The sequence below is a fragment of the Nocardia sp. NPDC052316 genome, assembly GCF_044547795.1.
Taxonomy (GTDB): Bacteria; Actinomycetota; Actinomycetes; order Mycobacteriales; family Mycobacteriaceae; genus Nocardia.
Window position 1 is genome coordinate 683,379 of the sequence record NZ_JBIUBB010000006.1, and the last position, 22,683, is coordinate 706,061.

Genomic DNA, 22,683 nt, shown 5'->3' on the forward strand with positions numbered 1-22,683 from the left:
CGCACCCGGCGAGGCCGTCCATTCGCCCTGTCAGGCCCTCGACTTGTTCTGTGAGGCCGTCCATCCGCCCCGTCAGGCCGTCGGCTCGTACGGTGAGGCCGTCCATCTGTTCCGTGAGGCCGCTGACTCCTACGGTGAGGCCGTCCATCCGGTCTGCCAGGCCGTCGACGCGCCCCGCGAGGCCGTTCATTTGTCCTGCCAGGCCGTCGACTCGCCCTCCGAGTCCGTTCAAATGTCCGGTCAGGCCGTCGATCCGACCGGACAGGCCGTCTACCTGGTCGGTCAAGGCCGTTGTCCGCCCTGCCACGCCGCCCACCACGATCTCGAGCGTTGCCAGTCGGCTCACCGTCTCGTCGAGGACCTCGGAGTGCCGGTCCATTGCTGTGCCGACCTGGTTCAGTTGTGCCGCAACGTCTCCGAAGCGGGACTCCACGCCTTCCAGACGGTGTCCGTGCTGTCGTTGCGTGACCAGTAGTAGGCCGAACTGGCGCCCGCTTGTCTTCTCCAACCGGCGCAGCCGTTGGTCGACGCCGCGGGCTAGGCCGTTTGTACTCTTGACCTCTCGGTTGGTGTTGTTGGTCAGCTCGTACAGCCCGTCGACGTCGCCGCGAAGTTGATGCACCACGCGATCTACTGGTGTGCTCCCCATGCCTCGAACAGTAGGTCGTCGGCAAGATCGGATCGAGGCCTATTCGTCGATCTGGGGATAACTTCCTGACCTGTGGATATCCCGCGCCTCAGACCGCGCGAAGACGGTTGCGACTGGCGTACACGTGCTCGGCGATGAGGGTTGCGATACGGTCTGGCGCCTCGAGCATGGGCACGTGCCCGACGCCGTGCACGACGATGCGGTCGGCGGACTCGGGAAGTTCCTTCAGGTAGCGGCGGGCATAGACGCGGTTGGGGATCACGCGGTCGTACTCGGAAAGCAGTAGCCGGACCGGCGTCTCCAGGGTGGACAGGTCGGCCTGCCCTGGACCGCGCATGCTGCTCACGACAAAAGGGAGCAGAGACGGGCAGTGCAGCGCGGCCATGACGGCGGCCGCGGCGTCGCGGCGGGAGACCGCGGCGGCGTTCTTGCTCAACCACAACAGTGCGAAGCGCTGGGCGATCGGGTTGTTGACCGCGAAACCGCCCAGGCGCTTGCCGATTTCGACGATCGGGACCAGCGACAGGAACTTCAGATTGCTGCGCAGCGAGGTGAGTGACGGCGCGTGCCAGCCACCCGCCGGTGCGACGAGGGTGAGCGTGCGGGCCCGCCCGCGCCTGGCGAGTTCGACACCGACCCAGCCGCCGAGCGAGTTGCCCGCGATGTGGCAGGTGCGCCAGCCGAGGTCATCGAGCTGATCCTCGATACGGTCGGCCAGCAAGTGCACATCGACCGACCAGCCTGCTACCTGCTCGCCGCCCCAGTGCCCCGCGAAGGCGGGCGCGTACACCTCGCACTGGCTCGCCAGCCGCGCCGCGGTCTGCTCCCAGCAGTGCGGCGACATCATGAAGCCGTGCAACAGGAGCAACGGGTCACCGGATCCCAGATGCAGGGCCTTGACGGCCTTGGGCAGCTGCGGTCGGGCCTTGGTGGTGACCGGCCCGCGGGCGGCGCTTGTGGCGCGTTGCGCGGCGGCGGGGGACTTGGGGGTGTCGGACGACATGGCATCACTCTTTCCTGGACGGCGATGTCCGAGGGAGTTCATCTGACCAGCATTGTACGGTCGTCCGGTGGCCTACATCATTTCGACCGTGAACGTAAATGGCGTCCGCGCGGCCGCGGGCAAAGGCATGCTGGCCTGGCTCGCCGCCACGGAGGCCGACATCGTCTGCGTCCAGGAGACGAGGGCCACCGACGAGCAGACCAGCGCGGCGCTGGCGCCCGCGCTGGCCGAGGGCTGGTGTCTGGCGCATGCCGAGCCGGAGTCCAAGGGCCGGGCAGGCGTCGCGATCCTGTCCAGGCGTGCACCGGATGCGGTGCGAATCGGCTTCGGCAGCAGCGAGTTCGGCGCGTCCGGCCGCTATCTCGAGGCCGACTTCGGTGACGTCACCGTCGCGAGCGTCTACGTGCACTCCGGTGACGCGGGTACGCCGCGCCAGGACGAAAAGTACCGCTACATGGCCGAACTCGGCGCCTACCTCACCGCACGCACCGGTGACTTCGTGGTGAGCGGCGACTGGAACATCGCGCACACCGAGCGAGACCTCAAGAATTGGAAAGGCAACCTGAAGTCCGCCGGTTTCCTGCCGGAGGAGCGGGCCTGGATCGATGAGCTGCTCGCCGCAGGCTACGTCGACGTGGTGCGCAAGCTGCATCCGGAGGTCGACGGCCCGTACAGCTGGTGGTCCTATCGTGGCCGCGCCTTCGACAACGACACCGGCTGGCGCATCGACTACCAACTCGCCCGCGGCGACCTCGCGGCGCGCGCCAAACAGGCCGTGGTGGACCGCGCCGCCGCCTACGACCAGCGCTGGTCCGATCATGCGCCGGTCACGGTGCAGTACCGATGAGCTTGTCGCCGAGAGCCATTCGGGCGCTGGCGGGTCTGGGCGCGGTGGCGCTCGCGCTGATCGTCGTCGCGGTGCTCGGCCTGCGCGGTGGTGGCGACGACACCGCCGCCACCTCGACAACGGCCCGTCCCACCAGCAGCGCGCCCGCCGCGGGTACGCCGCGGCCCGCGGAGGCGCCGGCCAGTCGCGCACCGGGCGTACCCGACCGCGCCTACACCACCCTGCGCGAGATCGACGCGGGCCGCTGGCCCGATTCGGCGAACGCGCCGGGCACCAAGGGCGGCGACCGCTGGATGAACCGCGCGGGCACGCTGGCCGCCAAAGACGCTGCGGGCAAACCGATCACCTACCAGGAGTGGGACGTCAATCCCAAGCAGCGCGGCCGATCCAGGGACGCCGAACGCATCGTCACCGGCAGCGACGGAACGGCCTGGTACACCGGAGACCATTACGAGACCTTCACGAGGATGCGCTGATGTCCAAGGTAATGCCGTTGTCGCAGTTCTTATCTCGCCCGATCGAGGTCGCCTCGCGCGCACAGCGGGCGGCCGCGCCCGCCCTCGGCGCGGTCACCGTCGACGCCGCCGAACTGAGCGGCCTGCGCTACCGTGCGCCGTCCGGTTACCTGGTCCGTGAGCTGCGCGGCGCGAAGATGCAGACCGTGGCGCGGGTGTTCGACGAGGTTGCCGCCGCCCTCCAGTTCCCGTACTACTTCGGCGAGAACAAGGACGCCTTCGACGAATGCCTGCGTGACCTGGACGATTTCCTCGGTGAGGGCGCGGGATACGTTGTCGTGCTCCGCGATTCGGCCCTCCTGCTGGCCGAGGAGCCGGCCGAGCGGACCTGGTTCGCCGAGGCGATGCGCGACTGTGCCGATCATTGGGCGCGTAAGGGAATCGCGTTTCGTGTTGTCCTGCAAGGCGAAACGACGGGTTTGCAGGACGTTTCGCTGGAGCTCTGACCCGGGCGCGCCGTCACGCCAAGCGGCGCGCCAAATCCTCACCGAGCAAGACGAACACATCGGTGGTGTGCTCGATCAGCTCGTCGCGACTCAGCGTCAGCTCGCCATGTAGCCAGGCGGTGAGTGTCTGCACCAGGCCGCCGACCAGGTAGTTGGCCCGGAAGTCGATCGCCGGATCCGAGTCGGGGTCGTCGATGCCGTAGAAGTCGATGCCCTCCGCCGCGACCATCCGTGCGAACACCCGGACGGTTTCGGTGGTGCGGGCACGCAACTCCGGCGTCGCCATGCCTGCGACCAAGGCGACCTTGGCCTTGCGCGGGTCGTCGGTGAGCAGGTGGATGCCCGCGGCGATCGCGGCCCGCGCGGTACTCCTGGAGTCCTTCGGCGCGGTGCCGACCGCCGCGACGATCGCGATCGCGAGCTCCTCGGCGATCGTGTCGATGAGCGCGGTCAGCACGGCATCGCGGCTGTCGAAGCTTTCGTAGTAGTACCGCTCGTTGAGCCCGGCCTGGGCGCACAGCCCCGACACCGTCAGTTTGGCGAGCCCCTGGGTGCCGATGATCTCCAGCGCGGCCTCGAGCAGCGCCGCGCGCCGCTGCGCCCGGCGTTCCTCCGCGGACACCCCGCCGTAGGTTCGCTGCGCCGTCCCGGAATCGCTCCGCGATGCAATCACGACTTCGATTCTGGCACGGCACGATTCTGGCAGAGAGTATTGCCAGATTCGCGAATCTGGCGGATGCTGTTGCCAGATGCTCTCGACGAGGAGGCAGTGATGTCCGAGCCCGGCTACTTCAGCGACCACTCGATGGCCCGGCGGGTGATGAGCAAGCGCGCGGTCGGCCTGACCTACGGCCAACGCGCCCTGGTTGTCGGTGCGGTTCATCCACTGCTCTACGTCGGCACCGCGGAGAACACCGAGCATCGGATGACCCCGTACACCCGGCTCTCACTCACCGGCCACCTGTTCGAGGCGGTGTTCCTGGGTAGCAGAGCCGAGGCGGATCGGGCGCTGGCCTTCACCACGAAGAAACACGCCAGGGTGCGCGGCACGCTGCCCGAGGACGCGGGGGCACACCACCCCGCGGGTACCGGCTATTCCGCGCTCGACCCGCACCTGATGTACATGACGATGGCGTTCACCTTCGACTCCGCCGAGGTGATGTACGACCTGCTGGTGCGCCCGATGACCGACGGCGAGCGCGAGGGCCTGTACCAGGACTATGTGCGCTGGGCCGAGCTGTTCGGCATGCCCGCCGACGCGGCGCCGGCCAGTTACCCCGAGTTCCGCGCGTCCTTCGACGCCTATCTCGCCTCCGACGAACTGTTCCTCACCGATGAGGCGCGCTTGGTCGGCTCCTACCTGGCCGGGCAGCGCGTGCCGTACCCGCAGCGCATGCCGATGCACCAGGTCACCTCGGCGTTCTTCCTGCTGGTGCAGGGCAGCCTGCCGCCGCGGATCCGTCAGCTGTACGGGATGCGCTGGGGGCGGACCGACCAGATCGCCTATCGCGCGCTCGCGCAGGCCGTCCGCACCGCCCATCTGGCGCCGCCGCTGGTGCCGCCCCTGCTGCGCGGCACCCTGGCCGGGCCGAGTGCCCCGGTCTACAAGCTCGTCTCGCGGCGCGAACACCAGCTCGTCGATGCCGGACGGCCGAGCATGCCGGGTGTGGACCCGCGTAACTGGGTGGAGCGAAATTCCGCTTGAAGGCCATGGAAAGATCGGGGTATGTCCGTTCCTGCAGAAACCCCGGCCGCTGAACGCAAGCAGCGGGTCCTTTCCGGGATCCAGCCCACCGGTACCTCGTTCCACCTCGGCAACTACCTTGGGGCGCTGCAGTACTGGGTGACCATGCAGGACGACTACGACGCGCTGTACTTCATCCCGAACCTGCACGCGATCACCGTGCCGCAGGACCCGAAGGGGCTGCGGGCCCAGACCAGGGCCGCCGTCGCGCAGCTGCTCGCCATCGGTATCGACCCGAAGAAGTCGACGCTGTTCGTGCAGAGCCAGGTGCCCGAGCACGCCGAGCTGGCCTGGGTGCTCAGCTGCATCACCGGATTCGGCGAGGCCAGCCGGATGACTCAGTTCAAGGACAAGTCGGTCAAGCAGGGTGCGGAGAACGCGTCGGTCGGGTTGTTCACCTATCCGGTGCTGATGGCGTCGGACATTCTGCTCTATCGCCCACACCAGGTGCCGGTCGGTGAGGATCAGCGCCAGCATCTGGAGCTGACCCGAAACCTGGCACAACGCTTCAACACCCGGTTCAAGAAGACGTTCGTGGTGCCGGAGGCGCACATCGTCAAGGGCACCGCCAAGATCTACGACCTGCAGGATCCGACCTCGAAGATGAGCAAGTCCGCCGCCTCCGACGCGGGCCTGATCAACCTGCTCGACGATCCGAAGATCAGCGCCAAGCGAATTCGCTCGGCCGTCACCGACACCGAGCGCGAGATCCGCTACGACCCGGAGCAGAAGCCGGGCGTGAGCAACCTGCTGGTGATCCTGAGTTCGCTGACCGGCAACCCGATCGTGACGCTCGAACAGGATTACGCGGGCAAGGGTTACGGTGATCTGAAAGCCGACGTCGCCGACGCGCTGGTCGAATTTGTCACGCCATTGCAGGCGAAGGTGCAAGAGTATTTGTCGGATCAGGGCGAACTCGACCGTATCCTCGCCGCCGGTGCCGAGCGCGCGCGAGAGATCGCCGGCAACACCCTCGCACAGGTATACGACCGCATGGGCCTGCTGGCCAGGTAGCGGCCGGGCGCCTGCGAGATCTCTCCTGAAGGGGCGAACAGGTGCAGGTGATCGACAACATCAAGGCGTGGATCGAGCGACGAATCCAGGCACGGCCATGGCTGGACCATCTGGTGCGCGCGGGCGGGCGGTATCAGCGCCAGCGCGGCGACTACTACGCGGCGGGCATCACGTATTTCACGGTGCTGTCGCTGTTTCCGCTGCTGATGGTCGCCTTCGCGGTCGCGGGTTTCGTGCTGTCGAGCCACCCGGAGTTGCTCGGTGAGCTACAGACCAAGATCGTCGACAACATTCCGGGTTCGCTCGGCACCCAACTGAACGACCTCGTCGACCAGGCCGTCGACTCGCGCGGCACCGTCGGCATCCTCGGCCTGCTCGCGGGGTTCTATACCGGTCTCGGCTGGATGGCGAACCTGCGCGCGGCGCTGACCGAGCAGTGGGAGCAGAAGAGCGAGGAGCAGAACTGGTTCCTGGCCAAGCTGTCCGACCTCGGTGCGCTGCTCGGCCTCGGCCTGGCCTTCGTTGTCTCCCTAGGCCTTTCCGCGCTCGGCTCCAGCACGCTCGGAGCCAGGTTGCTGGTCAGCCTCGGCCTCTCGCACCTGCCCGGCGCGCGCTTCCTGCTGGCCATCGTGTCGATCTTTCTCGGCTTCCTCGCCTCCTGGGCGGTGTTCGCCTGGATCATCGCCCGCTTGCCGCGCGAACCGGTCACCCTGGCCAGCGCCGCCAAGGCCGCCGCACTCGCCGCCGTCGTCTTCGAGATATTCAAGTTCGTCGCGTCGATCTATCTGCAGACGGTGCTGAGCAGCCCGGCGGGGGCCGCCTTCGGCTCGATCATCGGCCTGATGGTCTTCAGCTACGTCACCTACCGCATCATCCTGTTCGCGACGGCCTGGGCCGCCACCGCCTCCGACAACGAACCCGAAGCGGATATCCCCGCCCCGCCCGCCGCCGTCATCAGCCCGCGCACGTCGGTCCGTGAACTCTCCGTCGGTGCGGGCGCGACCTTCTTCGGCGCGGGAGCCCTTGCCGCCCTTGCCCTGTCGCTGCTGCGCCGACCGCGCGGTCGCTGAACCCCAGGGTCAGCCGCGCCGATTCATCCGGCGCGCACCGAGCAGCAGTGCGAGCACCAGGATGACGCCGCCGACGACCCACACGGTGCGGTTGTCGCCGTGGTCGTCGTCGGCCAGCGGCTGCGACTCCTGCTCCTTGGGCGGTGGGGAGGCAAGGGTCGCACCGACTTTCGGTTGCTTGCGGTTCGGATCGGGGAGTTTGCCGACCGACGTGCCGCGGGGCAGCGCGAAACCGTAGTCGAGCAACCGGGCCGCCTGGTCCGAGGGGCGCAGCGGCCGGACGTCGGCTTTGAGAAGGGTGACGACGAGTCGGCGGCCGTCGCGTTCGGCGGCGGCGACGAAGGTCTGCCTGGCGTCGTCGGTGAACCCGGTCTTGCCGCCGATGGCGCCGTCGTAGTCGTAGAGCAGGTGGTTGTCGTTGCCGATGGGGAAGCCGGGGTGGTCCTTGTCGCCCTCGATCTTCGGGTTGGCGGGGTAGCCGGGGAAGTCCACCTGTTCGGTGTGGATGAGTTCGGCGAACAGCGGGATGGTCATGGCCTCGCGGAACAGCACCGACAGGTCGTAGGCCGAGGTGCTCATGCCTGGTCCGTCGAGGCCGGACGGAGTGGCCGCGCGAGTATCCAAGGCGCCCAACGCCTTTGCGAGCTCGTTCATCTTCGCCACGGTGGCCGCCTCGCCGCCGAGCTGAGTGGCGATGGCATGCGCCGCGTCGTTGCCGGAGGCCATGATCAGGCCCTGCATGAGCTGGCGGTTGGTGTAGCGGCCGCCGGGTCCGATGCCGACCCGGGTGCCGTCCGCGTTCGCATCGTCCTGGGTGCCGATGACCACCTTGTTCAAATCCAGTGTGCGCAAGGCGATCGTGGCGAGCAGCACCTTGATGGTGCTGGCGGGCCGATAGCGGCCGTGCGGGTCCTTGGCCGCGAGCACCTCACCGGAGTCCAGGTCCGCCAATTGCCAGGCGGTCGCCGAAATGTCCTGCGGCACAGCGGGTGCGCCCTTGGGTAGCACCAGGCCGCATTCGCCGAGTCGGCCACCGCCGACCGGTGGCGTCGGGATGGGCAGCGCGGTGGGCGTCGGCTCACCGGGCGCCGGGACCTCGGACTCGTCGACCGGGGCGGGCGGGCGCGTTTTCTGCGGGCAGCCGTCGGTGTTCGGGGTGCTGAACGGCGTCGTCGTCGGGCTCGACGACGGCACGGCGAACGACGGTGTGGTGGCCGAGCCCGCGATCACGGCCACGGCGGCCAGCGCGGAACCGAGGCGGAGTGTGGCGCGGCGGCGCGAGTCCCGGATCTTCATCGTTCGCGAGCCTAGCGATTTCGCGGCGAGTCGGCCGTGCACGCGCCGGAGCAGGGTATTGACAGGGTCTCCTAAATGAGAGTTACTATTAAAAAATAGCTACTGTCATTTTATGGAGGGGTCATGAAGACCGACTCGACTCGCCGCTGGCTCGCGCTCGGCGCGCTGTCGGTGGCGATGCTGACCATCGGGCTCGACGTCACGGTGCTCACCGTGGCGCTGCCGACACTCGCCGTCGACCTGAATGCGAATACCGCCGCGCTGCAATGGTTCAGCAGCGCGTACACGTTGGCGCTGGCCGGAGTGATGCTGCCCGCCGGCGCGCTCGGCGATCGGTACGGGCGCAGGAGATTCCTGCTCGTCGCGCTGCTCGTCTTCGGCGCCGCGTCGCTGGCCTGCGCTTTCGCCACCTCGGCCGGCCAGCTGATCGCCGCACGGGTGGTGCTCGGCGTCGCGGCCGCGGCGATGCTTCCGCTGTCCATGTCGGTGCTGCCGTCGCTGTTTCCGGAGCGGGCGGCCCGGCAGCGCGCGCTCACCATCTGGATCACCTCGACCGCGATCGGTCTGCCGCTCGGTCCGATCGTCGGCGGCTGGCTGCTGCGCGACTTCTGGTGGGGTTCGGTGTTCCTGATCAATGTGCCGATGGTGATCGTCGGTGCGTTGGCCGTTCTCGCGTTGGTCCCGGAGTCGCGCAGCGAGAACCGATTCCGCGTCGACGTGCCCGGCGTACTGCTGTCGGCGGCAGGCATGCTCGGGCTCACCTACGGATTCATCCGGATCGGTGAGTACGGCTGGGGCAACGGGCTCGGCTGGGCCATTGTCGCGGCCGGCCTGCTGCTGCTCGGCGCCTTCGTGGGCCTGCAGCGCAGGACGGCGCATCCGCTGGTCGATCTCGGCCTGTTCGAGTCCGCCGGATTCCGCTGGGGCACCGCGCTTTCCATCATCGTCAGCTTCGCGATGTTCGGCATGTTCTTCACCGCGCCGCAGTATTTCCAAGCGGTACTCGGCACCGACGCGCTCGGCAGCGGCCTGCGTCTGCTTCCGCTGATCGGCGGGTTGATCGTCGGCAGCAGGGTGGTCGACCTGGCGCTGCCGAAGCTGGGGACCAGGGTGCTGCTCGGGCTCGGCTTCGCCCTGCTGGCGGGCGCACTCGCATTGGGCGCGCTCACCTCGGTGGACAGCGGCTACGGCTTCACCGCGCTGTGGACCGCGCTGCTCGGCGTGGGCATGGGCTTGGCGATGCCCACGGCCATGGGGCTGGCGATGGGTGAGCTCACCGAGGAACGTTCCGGCTCCGGTTCCGCGTTGATCCAAGCGCTGCGCCAGGCCGGCGGCACCATCGGCGTCGCGATCCTCGGCACGGTGCTGGCCACGCGGTACCGCTCCGAACTCGGCGCGCTGAACCGCGAGCCGATCTCCGACGGGGTGAACGCCGGTGTCGCGGTGGCGCACCAGCTCGGTGACTCGGCGGTCCTGCATCAGGTGCAGAGCGCGTTCGTCGGTGGCATGGCCGCGATGCTCTGGGTCTGCGCCGCGCTGTGCGCGATATCGGCCGCGGTCGCCGTCGTTTTCCTGCGAGCGAAGCAACCCGTCGAGGTCGTCGCGGCCGGGCCGGTGCCGGTCGCTGAGCGGCTCGGGAGCGGACGTGGCGGCGTCGCGGACACCGATACGTCAGAATCGACGCATGTCGGTTGAACTGTCCGGAGAAGAGCCAGCCGTACGCGGCCTGCGCGAGCGGAAGAAGGAGCGGACCCGCCGGACGATTCGACTGGAAGCATTCCGGCTGTTCCGCGAGCAGGGATACGGCGAGACCACCGTCGAGCAGATCGCGGCGGCGGCGGAGGTCTCGCCGAGCACGTTCTTTCGCTACTTCCCGACCAAAGAACAGCTGGTGCTCGCCGACGACCTCGACCCGGTCCTGATCGAGGCCGTCCGGGCGCAGCCGCCCGAACTCGCGCCGTTGACTGCCTTCCGTCGTGCCATGGCGGCGGTTTTCGCGGAGCTACCGGCAGAGCAGCAGGCTTTCGAGCAGGAACGTCAGGCGCTGATCTACCACGTACCCGAGTTGCGGTCGGCCCTCGGACTGGAGATGGAACGCAACATCGACATGGTGTCCGCCGTGATGGCCGAACGGGTCGGCGGCACACCTGACGACTTCGATATCCGGGTCCTGGCAGGCGCGCTGGCCGGGGCGGGCCTGGCCATCGCGCGCATCACGCCGTTGAATCTCGACAACGTCGGCCGGCTGCTGGATCTGCTGGAAGCCGGGTTGCCGCTCGGCCAGGACAGAGCGGCCACCTAACACCTACTGCGCGCCTGCCGCACTCGAATGCCGCAGCCGGGCCGGCGTCTCGTCGTCCATCGACGCGAAGAAGCCACCGATCACGTCCTCGATCTCGGCGATCGACTCGGCGCAGTACAGAATCGGCTGGTAGTGGGTGATGTCGTAGACCGCGGTGCCCATCGCGGCGACGTCGAGCGGGCGCAGGTCGGCCTGGCGGAACTCCTCGATCTCCCCGTAGGACGACAGCAAGCCCGCCCCGTAGCAACGGACCTCGCCTTCTTCCCTGACCACGCCGAACTCCATGGAGAACCAGAAGACGTTTGCGAGGAACTTCAGTGCGGGCTCGGTCTCCAGGCGCCCGACCGCCGCGCCGACCGCCTCGTAGATGGCGGCGAAGCGCGGACTGGCGATCTGATTGGCGTGTCCGATGATCTCGTGGATGGCATCGGGCTCCGGGGTGTACAGCGGCGCCGAATGATGCCGGATGTACTGGGTGGAGTGGAAGGTCCGATCCGCGAACGAGCCGAAGAACTGGCGCAGCGGCACCAATCCGGCCGCCGGTGCGTAGCGGAATCCGCTCAGCGGCACCAGCGCCGCCGAGACCTCGTCCAACTGCGGGATGTGGTCCGTGGGCAGCGCGAGCCGCGCCGAGGCCGCCAGCACCTCGGTGCAGGCGTAGGTCTGATGCTTGCGGGCCAGTTCGGCCGAGGCGATCCGCCAGACCTGCTGTTCCTCGTCGGTATAGGCGATCTGCGGAACAGGTTTACCCGGTGCGTAATCGAGCGCAAGCGCGGCGATGGCGTTGCGACGGGCCCGGTAGTCCGAGTCGTGCACGCCGGGGTGCTCGTCGCTCAGGTGGACGGTCACATCGCCGTCGCCGGACCGGGTCACCGGTGAGTACAGCTGAGCTTCGGTGAACATACCTCGATGCAAGCACCGCTCGGGCCCGGCGACAACAAAAGCCCGCGCAGCTTGGCAAAGTGTCTAGCTGGCCTCGCTGTGACGCGCGCTTACCGGCATCGGGTGGCGGATTCGGGCGACGAGCTGACCAGTGCCCGTCGGCGGCCGTGCACGCCGCGTTCTGCCCGCACCGCCGACGATGCCAAGTGTGTGCGGAGCGTGGTGCGACGTCCCGGTAATAGCCGCCGAACATGCTGTGGCGCCGAAATTCTCGTGGTCGGGACCGTCGATCCGGCGAACTCTGCACGATTTGCCAGACATGAGCGAGCGGAATAGCGCAAAATGGCGAATGTACGAAGGAGGACGCATGAAATCCGTGCGGATCGATCTCGACCAGAAGTTGCTCGCCGCCGCGGCCGCCGTGATGGGCACCTCGACGAGCAACGCCACGATCAACGAGGCACTGCGCCGGATCGTCGTGCACGAGCGTCAGCTGCGCCATCTCGAAAAGCTGGCCGCCACCGCATTGTTCACCCTGCCGCGCCCCGAAGTCGTGGTCGTGGACGGGTAGTCAGCCGCTCACGAGGCCGAGCAGCGCAGACCGTCGGCCGGCGGTGTCAGGTCGATCAGATACTTCAGTACCGGCTCGTCGACGCAGGCGATGCCCTCGAACGCGGCGCCGTGCTGGGTGCCCTCGTAGGTGATCAGCGCCGCGCCAAGGGTTTTGGCGAGCGTGACACCACCGGCGTACGGGGTCGCCGGATCGCCCGTCGCGGCGACCACCACGAGCTTCGGCAGGCCGGGCGCGTTGGGCACGTGCGGTTGGGTGGTCGGCGGGACCGGCCAGAACGCGCAGGCGTCCAGGGGAGCCGTGTCGGTGGGCAGACCATCGTCGAACGCCGGAGCGGCGGCCCGCGAGCGGCGATCGATATCGGCCGCGACGGCCCGGTCGGTCACCCGGACCTCCTCCAGGCAGAGCACCGCCCGGTGCACGTCGTCGGAGGAGGCTTGTTCGTAGGCGCCCGCGTCGCCGAGCAGCGCGTCGCCGCGACCCTTGGCGAGCTCGGCCAATCCCTGCGTGAGGCTCGGCCAGGACGTGGGGTGATACAGCGAGGCGATGGTCGCGGTGACGACGGCGCCGTAGTCGAGCCCACGGCGATCGGCGGTGACGATCGGGCGCTGGATCAGCGGGTTGACCAGGCTGCGATAGACCTCGTTCGCCTTCTTCGGGTCGGTGCCGAGCGGGCAGTCCGGCGCCTTGGCGCAGTCGGCGGCGTAGGCGTCGAACGCCTGCTGGAACCCGGCGGCGGTGATCACCGGGTCGCCGATGTTCGTGGTGGGATCGACCGGCGCGTCGAGCACCATCGCGCGCACCCGATCCGGAAACAGCTCGGCGTAGGTCGAACCGAGGCGAGTGCCGTAGGACCCGCCGAAGTAGGTCAGCTTCTGCTCGCCGAGCGCGGCCCGTACGACGTCCAGATCGCGGGCGACGTCACCGGTGCCGACGTGCCCGAGCAGCGTCAGCCCGGTCCGCCGCGCGCACGAGTTGGCGTACTCCTCGTTCTCCTCTTCGATCTGGTCGATCTCCGCGAGTGGGTCGGTCCGGCCGAGAACCCGCTGCGCCGTCCGGAATTCGGCGTCCGAACGGCAGGTGACGTGCGGTGTGGAGGCGCCGAGCCCGCGCACATCCATCCCGATCACGTCGAAACGTTCGGCCACCGGCGACTTCGACAGTGCCAGTGGCAGACCCAACCCAGGCGCGCCGGGCCCGCCCGGGTTGGTCACCAGCGACGCGACCTTGGTGCCGGTGGCGCGTAGCCGGGAGATCGCGATCCGCGCGGTCTCGCCGTCCGGTCTGCCGTAGTCGATCGGCACCGTAACCCGCGCGCACTCGATGCCTGCCGCGCCGAGCTCGGCGCCGCCCTGATACCCCTCGCACGAACCCCACGCCAGGGTTTGCTGGTAGTACCGATCGAGAGTGGGGGCGGGCGGTGCGACGGGGTCCTGGTCGGCGGTGCAGGCCGTCGCCAGCAGTGCGAGCGCGGCGATCACCACGGGCAGTGGCGTGACGCGCGTCGATGCCGCGGTTCCTTTGCGCGGTTTGAACATTCATTGCCCCTGTACTCGGTCGACGCACTCAGTCTGCCCGACGGACGCCGATGCGCAATCGGCAGGATCGGACAACTCGGGCGACCCCGCGTCCGTGGCCGACATGTCGGTAGGGCCTGGCACACTCCGTGACACTGTCGCCGTGACCAAGGGGTGGAACGATGCCGGTCTCTCTCCTCGATGTACCCGTCGAGCAACGGCCACGCGAGCGCCTGCTCGCCCTCGGCCCGCACTCGCTCAGCGATGTCGAGTTGCTGGCCTTGCTGTTACGGCACGGCAGGCGCGGCGCCAGCGCGCTCGACCTCGCGGTGGAGCTACTCGTCGAACACGGCGGGCTGGCCGGGTTGGCGGCGGCCCGGCCCGAAGAGTTGTCCCGCCGGGCCGGCGTCGGGGTGGCGAAGGCCGCGGCCGTCATCGCCGCGTTCCACCTCGGCTCCCGCGCCCGCAGCGGCACCGACACCGTGCCTCGGCTCGGCGACACGGCGGATGTCGCCGCGGCGGCTCGCCCCCTGTTCACCGGTGCCCGCGTCGAGCGACTCCTCGTTCTGGTGTGTGACGCCCAGAATCAGTTGCGGCAGAAGGTATTCGTCGCCGAGGGCGCCGTCGACCAGGTGGCGGTCCCGGTCCGCGAAATCCTGAACACCGTGCTGCGCAACGACGGCCGCGCCTTCGCCGTCGTGCACAACCACCCCTCCGGTGACCCGACCCCCAGCCTCGACGACCGCCGCGCCACCACGTTGCTCACCGAAGCGGCCCGTACCGTCGGACTCCGCTTCCTCGATCACGTGGTGATCGCGGGCGAAGCGTGGGCCAGCGCGCCGACCCTCGCCCTCGGGCACCGTCCAGGAAATACGGGCTGATCGCCGCAGCGCGGCGGCATCACCCGGTAGAACTCCAGCCCTGCCGCCACAGCCGCTCGAAACCATCCAGTAGCAGGTCGAGGGCGAATTCGAACTCGAACTGATCGTCACATCCCTGGCCGACCACCGACTGGTCGTCGTGGGCGGCCCGCGCCGCGATCTCGGCGATGTGCGGGTATCTGGACGACATGTCGGGCGGGGCGGCGGCTTGCGTCTGTGGGCTCGGGCCGGGTGCGGTGTCGAACAGCTCTCGGGTGAAGCCGAACGCTCGGCTGCCGAGCGCGTGCATCACGTGATGGGTCAGGTCGACGGACAAGCCGCCCGCTCGGAACATCCCGATCATCGAATCCAGATACGCCAATACGGCGGGGGTCGGTGCAGGGCGGGATTCGATCACCCGGGACGCCCACGCGTGCCGCCGAAGAGTGCGCCGCGCCACCAGGATTCGCTGCCGTACCGCAGGCTTCCAGTCGAGCCCTGCCTCGGGCGGGCCGATCTCCGCGACGAGCAGGTCGACCATGCCGTCGAGCAACTCGTCCTTGTTCGCGACGTGCTTGTACAGCGCCATCGGTACGACGCCGAGTTCCTGGGCGAGGTTGCGCATGCTCAGGGTGTCGATGCCCGCCGCGTCGGCGAGTGCGACGGCGGCGCGCAGCACGCGCTCTCTGTTCAGCGGGGTGCGGGGTACGGCGGTGTCCCGGTTGGCCATTCAGCGCTCTCCTCTTGACGGGTGTACAGCGTACACCCTAGTGTTCTCGGCAGATGAGGTGTACGTCGTACACTTCAAGGTGAAGTAGAGGAGTCCCGATGAACTCGACGAGGACGACGGCGGTGGTGGCGGGTGTGCTCTTCCTGATCACCGAGGTCGCCGCAGTGGCGGGCCTGCTGCTGTATCAGCCGGTGCTGACCGAGATGAAATATATTGTCGGCGCGGGCTCCGACGGTCGGGTACTGCTGGGTGGACTGCTCGAGCTCGTGCTCGTCGCGGCCGTCATCGGCACCGCGACCACGCTGTATCCGGTGCTGGAGCGGCACGGCAAGAGCCTGGCGCTCGGCTATCTCTGCGCTCGGCTGCTCGAGGGCGCCGTCATCGCGGTGGGCATCGTGAGTGTGCTGTCGGTCGTGACATTGCGCAGGGGTAGGACGGGAATCGACGATCCGTCGCTGATCGCCGTGAGCAAAGCCCTTGTCGCCATCCATGATTGGACCTTCTTGCTCGGCCCGAACTTCATCCTCGGCGTGAACAGTCTGCTGCTGGCCGCCCTGATGTACCGCTCCCGGCTGGTGCCACGGCGTATCGCCGTCCTCGGCCTGATCGGCGGCCCACTCATCTGTGCCTCGGCGACCGCCGTGCTGTTCGGACGCTACGATCAGCTCTCCACCTGGGGGACCATCGCCGCGCTGCCGGTCTTCGCGTGGGAGGTCAGCCTGGCGGTGTACCTGATCGGCAAGGGGTTCGGGCGGTCTGTGGACGACGCCCCGCCAGTGGTATGCGAGCAGCTGAATGCCGCGGTTATCGCGGGGCGTGGTCCGGCGGGCTCGCTGTGACACCTGGGTCGGGTTGCTGAGACGAGCTGTTCGATTCCGAGGCCTGTGTGACGCCCGGAACTCCGTCTTGCACCACAAAACTGGCGCGGGTGTGGATCGGGGCACCGGGGCGGCGAATGTAGGGGACCACTCGGAAGTCGTTGCGCCACAGACTGTGGTCCAATTCGACGCGGACGTAGCCGCGTTGGGAATTGAAGAATTTGAGGTCCGGGTTGGCGGCGAGGAGGTTGCGGCCCGATTCGGTCATGTCGGCGCCGTCGCCGCCGCTGGAGATCGACGTTCCGATGAATTCCGATGCCACGACGGGAGATTCGGGGTCGGCGAAGTCGCGGCGTAGATCGGCCGCGTGGTTCTGGTGGCGGTCGCCGGTGATCACGACGAGGTTGGCCACGTTGCGCTCGGCGGCGGCCCCGAGTACGGCGTTGCGGTCGGCGACGTATCCGTCCCAGGAGTCGGTGCCGACGGCGGTGACCGGGCCGGCATCCTGGTCGGACTGGCCCATCGATACCTGGTTTCCGATGATCTGCCAGCGGGCCGGCGAGTCGGTGAAGCCGTTGATCAGCCAATCGCGTTGCCGTGCACCCAATATGGTGCGGTCGGCGGCGAACCGGTCGGCGCAGTCGATGACCGTGTTGCCGTCGCCGCAGGCCTGCTTGTCGCGGTATTGGCGGGTGTCGAGCATGGTGATCTGGGCCAGATCACCGAAGCCGTAGCGGCGGTGCAGATGCATGCTCGGCCCGGCGGGCAGCTGGGCGATGCGCAGCGGTTGGTGTTCGTACATGGCTTGGAAGGCAGCGGCTTTGCGCCGGCGGAACACCGCGGGGATCCGCGAGATGTCGAAGCCGAGCCCCGGTGCCGCACCCGCCCAGTTGTTGTCCACCTCGTGATCGTCCATGGTGACCAGCCAGGGAAAGGCGGCGTGCGCGGCTCGCAGCGGCTCGTCGGCTTTGGCCTGGGCGTACCGCAGGCGATAGCCGGCCAGGTCGACGGCTTCGGCCTGCAGATGTGGTTCCGCTGACATCCCCACCCGGCCGCGATTCCAGCCACGCTCGTAGATGTAATCACCGAGGTGCACAACCAGATCCAGGTCTTCGGCGCTCATGTGCTGGTAGGCGGTGTAGTAGCCGGAACTCCAGGATTGGCACGAGGCGAACGCGAACCGCATCCGTGCGGTGGGCCGCCCCGGCGGCGGCGCGGTGCGGGTTCGCCCGACCGGCGAGAGCACCGACCCGGCCCGAAACCGATAGAAATACCAGCGATCCGGCGCCAGCCCGCCGACCTCCGGATGCACGCTGTGCGCCAATTCGCGCGTCGCGACCGCGGTCCCGCGCGTCACCACCTGCCGGAAGTTCTCGTCGTGCGCGACTTCGTACTCCACGGTCACCGGCCGTAACGGCATGCCGCCCAGTCCATCCGGCGCGAACGGATCCGGTGCGAGCCGCGTCCACAACACCACCCCGTCGGACGTCGGTTCCCCCGACGCGACACCGAGACCGAACGGATCGTCGGACCAGCGCGGCGCCCGGAACTGCCCGCTACTGGCCGCCGCGGCGCCCACCAGCACCGCAGCCGACCCGGCACCCCCGAATCTCAACAGTTGCCGTCGCGACAGACCCATACGTCAGGGTATATCGGCGGGCGGGGTCGCCGATCGACACCGGCGGATTCGATGAGCGTTTGCGACATGACCGTGAGCCGACAGGCCATTGGGACGCTCACTGTCGGTCCGTAGCGTTGCAGACATCAGCCGATAGCGAGTGATTGGACGAAAGATGACCATCGAAATCGGGGTAATCCTGCCCACCTCCACCCCCGATCCCGCGCAACCGATCCTGGGTGATGTGCGGGCGAGTGCCCGTCTCGCCGAAGAGCTCGGCCTCGATTCGATCTGGTCCACCGATCATCTGGTGGCGAGCGCGCCGATGCTGGACAGCACCGTCACGCTGGCCACCGCCGCGGCGGTCACCGAGCGCATCGGTATCGGCTTCAACGTCATGCTGCTTGCGCTGCGTCCGGTCGCCTGGGCCGCCAAGCAGATCAGCACCCTGCAACAGCTGTCCGGCAACCGGCTCGTGGTCGGTGTCGGCACCGGGAACCCGGCGCACGGCGACATCGGGTGGCGCGCGGCGGGCGTCTCCTACGCCGACCGCGGCCCGCGCACCGACGAGGCGTTGCGGGTGCTGCCCGGGCTCGTGACCGGACAGCCGACCGTGTTGGCCGATGGGCTGGAAGTGACCCTCGCGCCAGGTTCGGCGCTGCCGCCGGTTCTGGTGGCGGGCAACAGCGTTCGTGCGCGGCGCAGGGCAGCCGCTTACGCCGACGGATGGATCACCATCCAATCGGATCTGGCGCAATTGACCAACGACATTGCCGAACTGCAGGAGCTCGCCGCACAGCGCGATCGAGCGCCGCTCTCGGTTGCTGCCGTGGTTCCAGGGTTGCCCTCCGATGTCGACGCGGCGGCCGCCCAGCTGTCCGCCTTCGCGGCGCGGGGCGTAGGGCGAGCGATTCTTGTGCCGACCGGACCCGAATGGCAACGGGATTATGAGTTCGCCGCGAAGGTTCGCGCGGCGCTGTGAGTTCGTGCGGCGCTGGAGGTTCGCGCGGCGCTGGAGGTTCTTGCGGCGCTGGAAGTTTGTGCGCCGCTGTAGGTTCGCGCGGTGCTGTAGGTTCGCGGCTACTTCGGGGTCGATGGCCCCAGCTTCAGCGGGCGATATCCGGACTCCGTTGATTCGCCCCCCGCGGAGATACCGTCCTTGCCGGCCGGGCGGGAAGTGCTCGACTTATCGGCGGGAATCGGAATGCTTGCCTGCTCACCAGAGTTCGAGGTGCCTGACTTGTCGCCGGGGCGGGAGGTACTCGTCTTCTCGGCGGGACTCGAGACACCCGCCTTATCGGCCGGACTTGCGGCGCTCGCATTACCAGCGCTTGCCGCGTTCTGGTTGCTGTCTTCGCCCGCGACCGGAGACGCTGCACTGAGCGATGCCATTGCGGCACTGCCGGTGGCGATTCCGGCGGCGACACCCGCACCCAGTGCGACGCCGAACGGGACGGCCGCGACGCTACCGGTGCCGAGCATGGCACTGCCGGTGCCCGCCATCGCGGCGAACGGTGCGGCGGCCGCACCCGCGCCCGCCAGGCTCGCGCTGCCGGTGCCCGCGGCCGCGCTGCCCGCGCCGAGCACGGCCAGCGGGGTGCCGAGCCCGCCGCTGGCGACGCTGCCGGAGGCGCCTGCCGCGGCGCTGCCGGTGCCGAGCAGTGCCGCGCCCGTGCCGAGGACCACCCCGAGGGGAGCGAGTGCCGCGCTGCCGGTGCCGGCGGCCGCGCTGCCGGTTCCCAGGAAGGAGGCCCATGGTGCGGCGGCGACACTGCCGGTCCCCAGGGCCGCACTGCCGGTGCCGATCATCGCGGCAAGTCCGAGGCCGAAGGCCGCGCCTGCGGTACCGAGCGGGCCTGCGGTGTCGACGAGTCCCGGGAACAGCACGGAGTTGAGCACCGTGCGGCGGGTGCCTGCGGTGTCGCCGAGCCCCGGAAATCGCACGGAGTTGAGCACCATGCGGCGGGTGCCCGCGGTGTCGCCGAGCCCCGGGAACAGCACGGAGTTGAGAACTGTGCGACAGGGGCCCAGGGCGTGTGTCGTGACAACCGCCGAGCTTGCGTATACCGCGACCGAATACTGGTGCGGCTCGGCACTGGTCGGGGCCGACGCCGTTGCCGCCGCCGCGACGAGCGCGGGGCAGGTCAGCATGGTGGTGGCGATGGCCGTTCGGAGCACGTACATGGGTTGAGCGCCTTCCTCCCGGGCCTGCGCACGACGCGTCGTGGCGTGGCCGACGATGTGTCCGGCGAGCACGTTCAAGATCAACCTACCGGCAACCTTCCGTGATTGATGGCAGATTGCTATCACAAGAAAACGCCGGGCCGGTTGTTCGGCGCGCCGTTACTGTCCACCGCATGGGAATCACGCTCAGCGAAGCCACCATCGCCCTGCTCGACGGCAAGAACTACGCGGTACTGGCCACGCTCAACGCCGACGGCAGCCCGCAGACCTCCGCGATGTGGGTGCTGCGCGACGGTGACGACCTGCTGTTCTCCACCCTGGAGGGCAGGCTCAAGCACCGGAACATGCTGCGCGACCCGCGCGTCAGCGTCACCGTGCTCGACTTCGCCGACGGCGAGAACTACGTCGAGCTGCGCGGCCGGGCCACCATCACCCATGACGACGATCTCAGGGTCGGCCACCGGCTGTCGTGGAAGTACGACGGCAAAGACCACGACGAGCCCGCGCCGGGGCAGGTCAGGGTCGCGGTTCGCGTCGAGGTCGAGAAGGCGACCGGATACGCGGCCTGACATCGGCGCAGCCGTAGCCGGGTGACGTCGGGGCGAACAGATCCATCAATGCCTTGAGTCACCGCCGGAACAGGCCGCCATGAACCGAGCGGTGATGTGATCGCGCTGGATGGTCGACACGCCATTGCCCTGTGCCGAAGTCGCGTCCTGCGCCTGCAGGTGCTTGATCGCCGCGGGGCCTAGGGTGAGTCGGCATGGACACCGCCGTGATCGCGCCGCCGAAGGTTGTGTCCATCGAGCGTTCGGCGGTGCCACCGGTTCGGCGCCGGTTCGGACGCGTGCCACCCGTTCTGGTCGCGGCGGGATGTTTGATCCTGCTGCAACTCGCGCTGCGCGGTTGGGTGGCGGGCAGCGGCTACTTCTACTGGGACGATCTGATCCTGGTCGGCCGGGCGGGCCGATACCCGCTGCTCTCCGCGGACCTGCTGCTACACGACCACGACGGGCATTTCATGCCGCTCGCCTTCGTCACCGCGTGGGTGGTGACCAAGGCGGCACCCTTCGTCTGGGCCGGGCCGGTGATTTCACTGCTGGTGTGGCAACTCGCGGTGTCGTTGGCGGTGCTCCGCGCGTTGTGGGTGCTGCTCGGCGCCCGGTGGGTGCTGCTCGCCCCGCTCACGTTCTCGCTGTTCGCACCGGTGACATTGCCGGCGTTCGCCTGGTGGGCGGCGGCGTTGAACGCGCTGCCACTGCAATTCGCGCTCGCCTGGGTCATCGGGGACGCGCTGCTCCTGGTGCGCAGCGGGCGGCGCCGATACGCCTGGTCCGGGATCGCCGTGCTCGCGGTGGCGTTGTTGTTCTTCGAGAAGTCGGTGATCGTGCCTTTCGTCGCGTTCGCGGTCGCGGTGCTTGCCCACTATGTGGAGGGGCGAGAGTCCGCCGTTCGCGTCGTGCTTCGGCGCGGTCTGCGGTTGTGGGTGGGATCGGGCGTGGTGTTGCTCTGCTGGCTGGCGGGGTATCTGGCGGTGGTCGGTGTCTCCGGGGTGCACAGCAACCCGCAGGGCATGCGCGACTGGCTGCCCAGCACGACCTCGCTCGGCGTGGTGCCCGCATTGGTCGGCGGACCGTGGCGCTGGGAGCGTTGGTTGCCTGCCGCGCCGTGGGCCGATCCGCCGAGTGGGGCGGTGACGGTGGCGTGGGTGGTGCTGATTTCGCTGGTGGCACTGTCGATTCGGGCGCGCCGCCGGGTATGGCCGATCTGGTTGCTCGCCGCAGCCTATGTGCTGCTGATGCAACTGCCTGTCGCGCTGGTTCGCGGCGGTCCGAACACCGCGGCCGAGCTCATGCAGTCGCTGCGCTACTTCGCCGACCTCGGCGTGACATTGGCAGTCCTGGGTGCCTTGATACTGCGGGCAAGTCCGCGTGGTGGCCCGCGTTTCGGGTCGCGCCTCGCGCTACCGCTGGTGGTGCTGTTCGTCGTGAGCAGCCTGTGCTCCACCTACACCTTCGTCCGATCCTGGCGCCCCAGCCCGGCCAAAACCTATGTCACGAACGTGCGGTCGGCCCTCGAGCACTGGGATGGAGTGCCACTGCTGGAGCAGGAAGTCCCATGGGACGTCCTCAATCCGCTGGCCTACCCGCAAAACCTGACCAGTCAGGTCCTCGCACCGTTGACCGCACCGGGCACCTTCGCCGACTCGACCCCGCACCTGCGCATGATCACCGACAGCGGCGCCCTCGTAGAGGCACAGGTCTGGTGGAACCGCCACATCATCCCCGGCCCGGACCCGCACTGCGGCTACCGCATCGAGGGTGGTGCGAAAGTCCCCGTCCCACTCAACGGCCCCATGCTCGAGCACGAATGGACCGCCCAACTCAACTACCTCGCCGACCGAGACGGGCAGCTGGCCGTAGCTTTCGAACACGGCAGAACCGTCGTGGTCCCGGTCCGCCGAGGACTCAACACCGTCTTCGTCCGACTGGTAGGCAGCGGCTCGTCCCTCCAAATCTCCTCCCGCACCGAGCACCTCGTCGTCTGCCTGGGTTCCGGCCCCGTAGGCGTCGCCTCCTACGACAACTAGGCGCGGCGAATGTCGCTGTCGTGGCAA

The 22,683-nt window shown here is 68.5% G+C and carries 22 protein-coding genes and 1 pseudogene; 14 read left to right on the forward strand and 9 right to left on the reverse strand.

What is annotated here, in order from left to right; translation table 11 throughout:
- Both ACIHA7_RS30715 and ACIHA7_RS30720 read right to left on the reverse strand, forming a co-directional pair.
- Positions 1-649: pseudogene (locus ACIHA7_RS30715) on the reverse strand (hypothetical protein); the annotation flags it as partial.
- A gap of 88 nt (positions 650-737) precedes the next feature.
- Entirely contained in the window at positions 738-1,652 is a 915-nt protein-coding gene (locus ACIHA7_RS30720; protein ID WP_397294382.1) for an alpha/beta fold hydrolase, read from the reverse strand.
- Positions 1,653-1,779: 127 nt separating this feature from the next.
- Between ACIHA7_RS30720 and ACIHA7_RS30725 the strand changes: the two genes are divergently transcribed.
- Genes ACIHA7_RS30725 through ACIHA7_RS30735 form a run of 3 tightly spaced genes read left to right on the forward strand, consistent with a single transcriptional unit; the run spans position 1,780 to position 3,460 of the window.
- Positions 1,780-2,499 carry an exodeoxyribonuclease III gene (locus tag ACIHA7_RS30725; RefSeq protein WP_397294575.1) on the forward strand — a complete coding sequence of 240 codons (720 nt, stop codon included), beginning with the start codon at positions 1,780-1,782 and terminating at the stop codon, positions 2,497-2,499.
- Positions 2,496-2,975, forward strand: a complete 480-nt coding sequence (locus ACIHA7_RS30730) for a ribonuclease domain-containing protein (RefSeq protein WP_397294383.1) — start codon at positions 2,496-2,498, stop codon at positions 2,973-2,975. Before ACIHA7_RS30725 ends, ACIHA7_RS30730 begins: the two co-directional genes overlap by 4 nt.
- Positions 2,975-3,460 carry a barstar family protein gene (locus tag ACIHA7_RS30735; protein WP_397294384.1) on the forward strand — a complete coding sequence of 162 codons (486 nt, stop codon included), beginning with the start codon at positions 2,975-2,977 and terminating at the stop codon, positions 3,458-3,460. The genes ACIHA7_RS30730 and ACIHA7_RS30735 overlap by 1 nt, the downstream gene beginning before the upstream one ends.
- A 13-nt stretch (positions 3,461-3,473) precedes the next feature.
- On the opposite strand, the gene ACIHA7_RS30740 is transcribed toward ACIHA7_RS30735, so the two are convergent.
- Positions 3,474-4,133 carry a TetR/AcrR family transcriptional regulator gene (locus ACIHA7_RS30740; protein WP_397294385.1) on the reverse strand — a complete coding sequence of 220 codons (660 nt, stop codon included), beginning with the start codon at positions 4,131-4,133 and terminating at the stop codon, positions 3,474-3,476.
- Between the two features lie 99 nt (positions 4,134-4,232).
- On the opposite strand from ACIHA7_RS30740, the gene ACIHA7_RS30745 reads away from it, so the two are divergent.
- The 3 genes from ACIHA7_RS30745 to yhjD are packed head-to-tail and all read left to right on the forward strand — an operon-like array spanning position 4,233 to position 7,288.
- Positions 4,233-5,165, forward strand: a complete 933-nt coding sequence (locus tag ACIHA7_RS30745; RefSeq protein WP_397294386.1) for an oxygenase MpaB family protein — start codon at positions 4,233-4,235, stop codon at positions 5,163-5,165.
- 21 nt (positions 5,166-5,186) lie between these two features.
- Complete coding sequence (gene trpS, locus ACIHA7_RS30750) at positions 5,187-6,218, forward strand: tryptophan--tRNA ligase (RefSeq protein WP_397294387.1); 1,032 nt, start codon at positions 5,187-5,189, stop codon at positions 6,216-6,218.
- A gap of 41 nt (positions 6,219-6,259) precedes the next feature.
- The gene (yhjD, locus tag ACIHA7_RS30755; protein ID WP_397294388.1) at positions 6,260-7,288 is read left to right on the forward strand and encodes an inner membrane protein YhjD; all 1,029 of its coding nucleotides are present in this window, start codon (positions 6,260-6,262) and stop codon (positions 7,286-7,288) included.
- 9 nt (positions 7,289-7,297) lie between these two features.
- Here the strand turns inward: yhjD and ACIHA7_RS30760 are convergent, their stop codons facing one another.
- Positions 7,298-8,584: a serine hydrolase gene (locus ACIHA7_RS30760; protein WP_397294389.1), complete on the reverse strand. Its 1,287-nt coding sequence runs from the start codon at positions 8,582-8,584 to the stop codon at positions 7,298-7,300.
- 123 nt (positions 8,585-8,707) lie between these two features.
- Between ACIHA7_RS30760 and ACIHA7_RS30765 the strand changes: the two genes are divergently transcribed.
- Entirely contained in the window at positions 8,708-10,279 is a 1,572-nt protein-coding gene (locus ACIHA7_RS30765; RefSeq protein ID WP_397294390.1) for an MFS transporter, read from the forward strand.
- Complete coding sequence (locus tag ACIHA7_RS30770; protein WP_397294391.1) at positions 10,269-10,886, forward strand: TetR family transcriptional regulator; 618 nt, start codon at positions 10,269-10,271, stop codon at positions 10,884-10,886. The genes ACIHA7_RS30765 and ACIHA7_RS30770 overlap by 11 nt, the downstream gene beginning before the upstream one ends.
- 3 nt (positions 10,887-10,889) lie before the next feature.
- Here the strand turns inward: ACIHA7_RS30770 and ACIHA7_RS30775 are convergent, their stop codons facing one another.
- Positions 10,890-11,789, reverse strand: a complete 900-nt coding sequence (locus ACIHA7_RS30775; RefSeq protein ID WP_397294392.1) for a phenylalanine 4-monooxygenase — start codon at positions 11,787-11,789, stop codon at positions 10,890-10,892.
- Between the two features lie 346 nt (positions 11,790-12,135).
- Between ACIHA7_RS30775 and ACIHA7_RS30780 the strand changes: the two genes are divergently transcribed.
- Positions 12,136-12,339, forward strand: coding sequence for a type II toxin-antitoxin system VapB family antitoxin (locus ACIHA7_RS30780; protein ID WP_397294393.1), 204 nt, complete (start codon positions 12,136-12,138; stop codon positions 12,337-12,339).
- Between the two features lie 8 nt (positions 12,340-12,347).
- On the opposite strand, the gene ACIHA7_RS30785 is transcribed toward ACIHA7_RS30780, so the two are convergent.
- Positions 12,348-13,877 carry an alpha/beta hydrolase gene (locus tag ACIHA7_RS30785; RefSeq protein WP_397294394.1) on the reverse strand — a complete coding sequence of 510 codons (1,530 nt, stop codon included), beginning with the start codon at positions 13,875-13,877 and terminating at the stop codon, positions 12,348-12,350.
- Between the two features lie 161 nt (positions 13,878-14,038).
- Between ACIHA7_RS30785 and ACIHA7_RS30790 the strand changes: the two genes are divergently transcribed.
- Positions 14,039-14,737, forward strand: coding sequence for a RadC family protein (locus ACIHA7_RS30790; RefSeq protein ID WP_397294395.1), 699 nt, complete (start codon positions 14,039-14,041; stop codon positions 14,735-14,737).
- A 19-nt stretch (positions 14,738-14,756) separates the two neighbouring features.
- Here the strand turns inward: ACIHA7_RS30790 and ACIHA7_RS30795 are convergent, their stop codons facing one another.
- Positions 14,757-15,446 (reverse strand): TetR/AcrR family transcriptional regulator, encoded by a 690-nt coding sequence (locus tag ACIHA7_RS30795; protein ID WP_397294396.1) that lies wholly within the window; start codon positions 15,444-15,446, stop codon positions 14,757-14,759.
- 98 nt (positions 15,447-15,544) lie between these two features.
- On the opposite strand from ACIHA7_RS30795, the gene ACIHA7_RS30800 reads away from it, so the two are divergent.
- Positions 15,545-16,285 carry a DUF4386 domain-containing protein gene (locus ACIHA7_RS30800; protein ID WP_397294397.1) on the forward strand — a complete coding sequence of 247 codons (741 nt, stop codon included), beginning with the start codon at positions 15,545-15,547 and terminating at the stop codon, positions 16,283-16,285.
- Here ACIHA7_RS30800 and ACIHA7_RS30805 read toward each other — a convergent pair.
- Complete coding sequence (locus ACIHA7_RS30805) at positions 16,251-17,903, reverse strand: alkaline phosphatase D family protein (protein WP_397294398.1); 1,653 nt, start codon at positions 17,901-17,903, stop codon at positions 16,251-16,253. The genes ACIHA7_RS30800 and ACIHA7_RS30805 overlap by 35 nt on opposite strands.
- A gap of 154 nt (positions 17,904-18,057) precedes the next feature.
- On the opposite strand from ACIHA7_RS30805, the gene ACIHA7_RS30810 reads away from it, so the two are divergent.
- Complete coding sequence (locus ACIHA7_RS30810; protein WP_397294399.1) at positions 18,058-18,864, forward strand: LLM class flavin-dependent oxidoreductase; 807 nt, start codon at positions 18,058-18,060, stop codon at positions 18,862-18,864.
- A 98-nt stretch (positions 18,865-18,962) separates the two neighbouring features.
- On the opposite strand, the gene ACIHA7_RS30815 is transcribed toward ACIHA7_RS30810, so the two are convergent.
- Positions 18,963-20,150 (reverse strand): hypothetical protein, encoded by a 1,188-nt coding sequence (locus tag ACIHA7_RS30815; protein WP_397294400.1) that lies wholly within the window; start codon positions 20,148-20,150, stop codon positions 18,963-18,965.
- An 89-nt stretch (positions 20,151-20,239) separates the two neighbouring features.
- Here ACIHA7_RS30815 and ACIHA7_RS30820 point away from each other — a divergent pair, with 89 nt between their 5' ends.
- Entirely contained in the window at positions 20,240-20,635 is a 396-nt protein-coding gene (locus tag ACIHA7_RS30820) for a PPOX class F420-dependent oxidoreductase (protein WP_397294401.1), read from the forward strand.
- A 194-nt stretch (positions 20,636-20,829) separates the two neighbouring features.
- Positions 20,830-22,656 carry a hypothetical protein gene (locus ACIHA7_RS30825; protein ID WP_397294402.1) on the forward strand — a complete coding sequence of 609 codons (1,827 nt, stop codon included), beginning with the start codon at positions 20,830-20,832 and terminating at the stop codon, positions 22,654-22,656.
- Positions 22,657-22,683 lie beyond the last annotated feature (27 nt).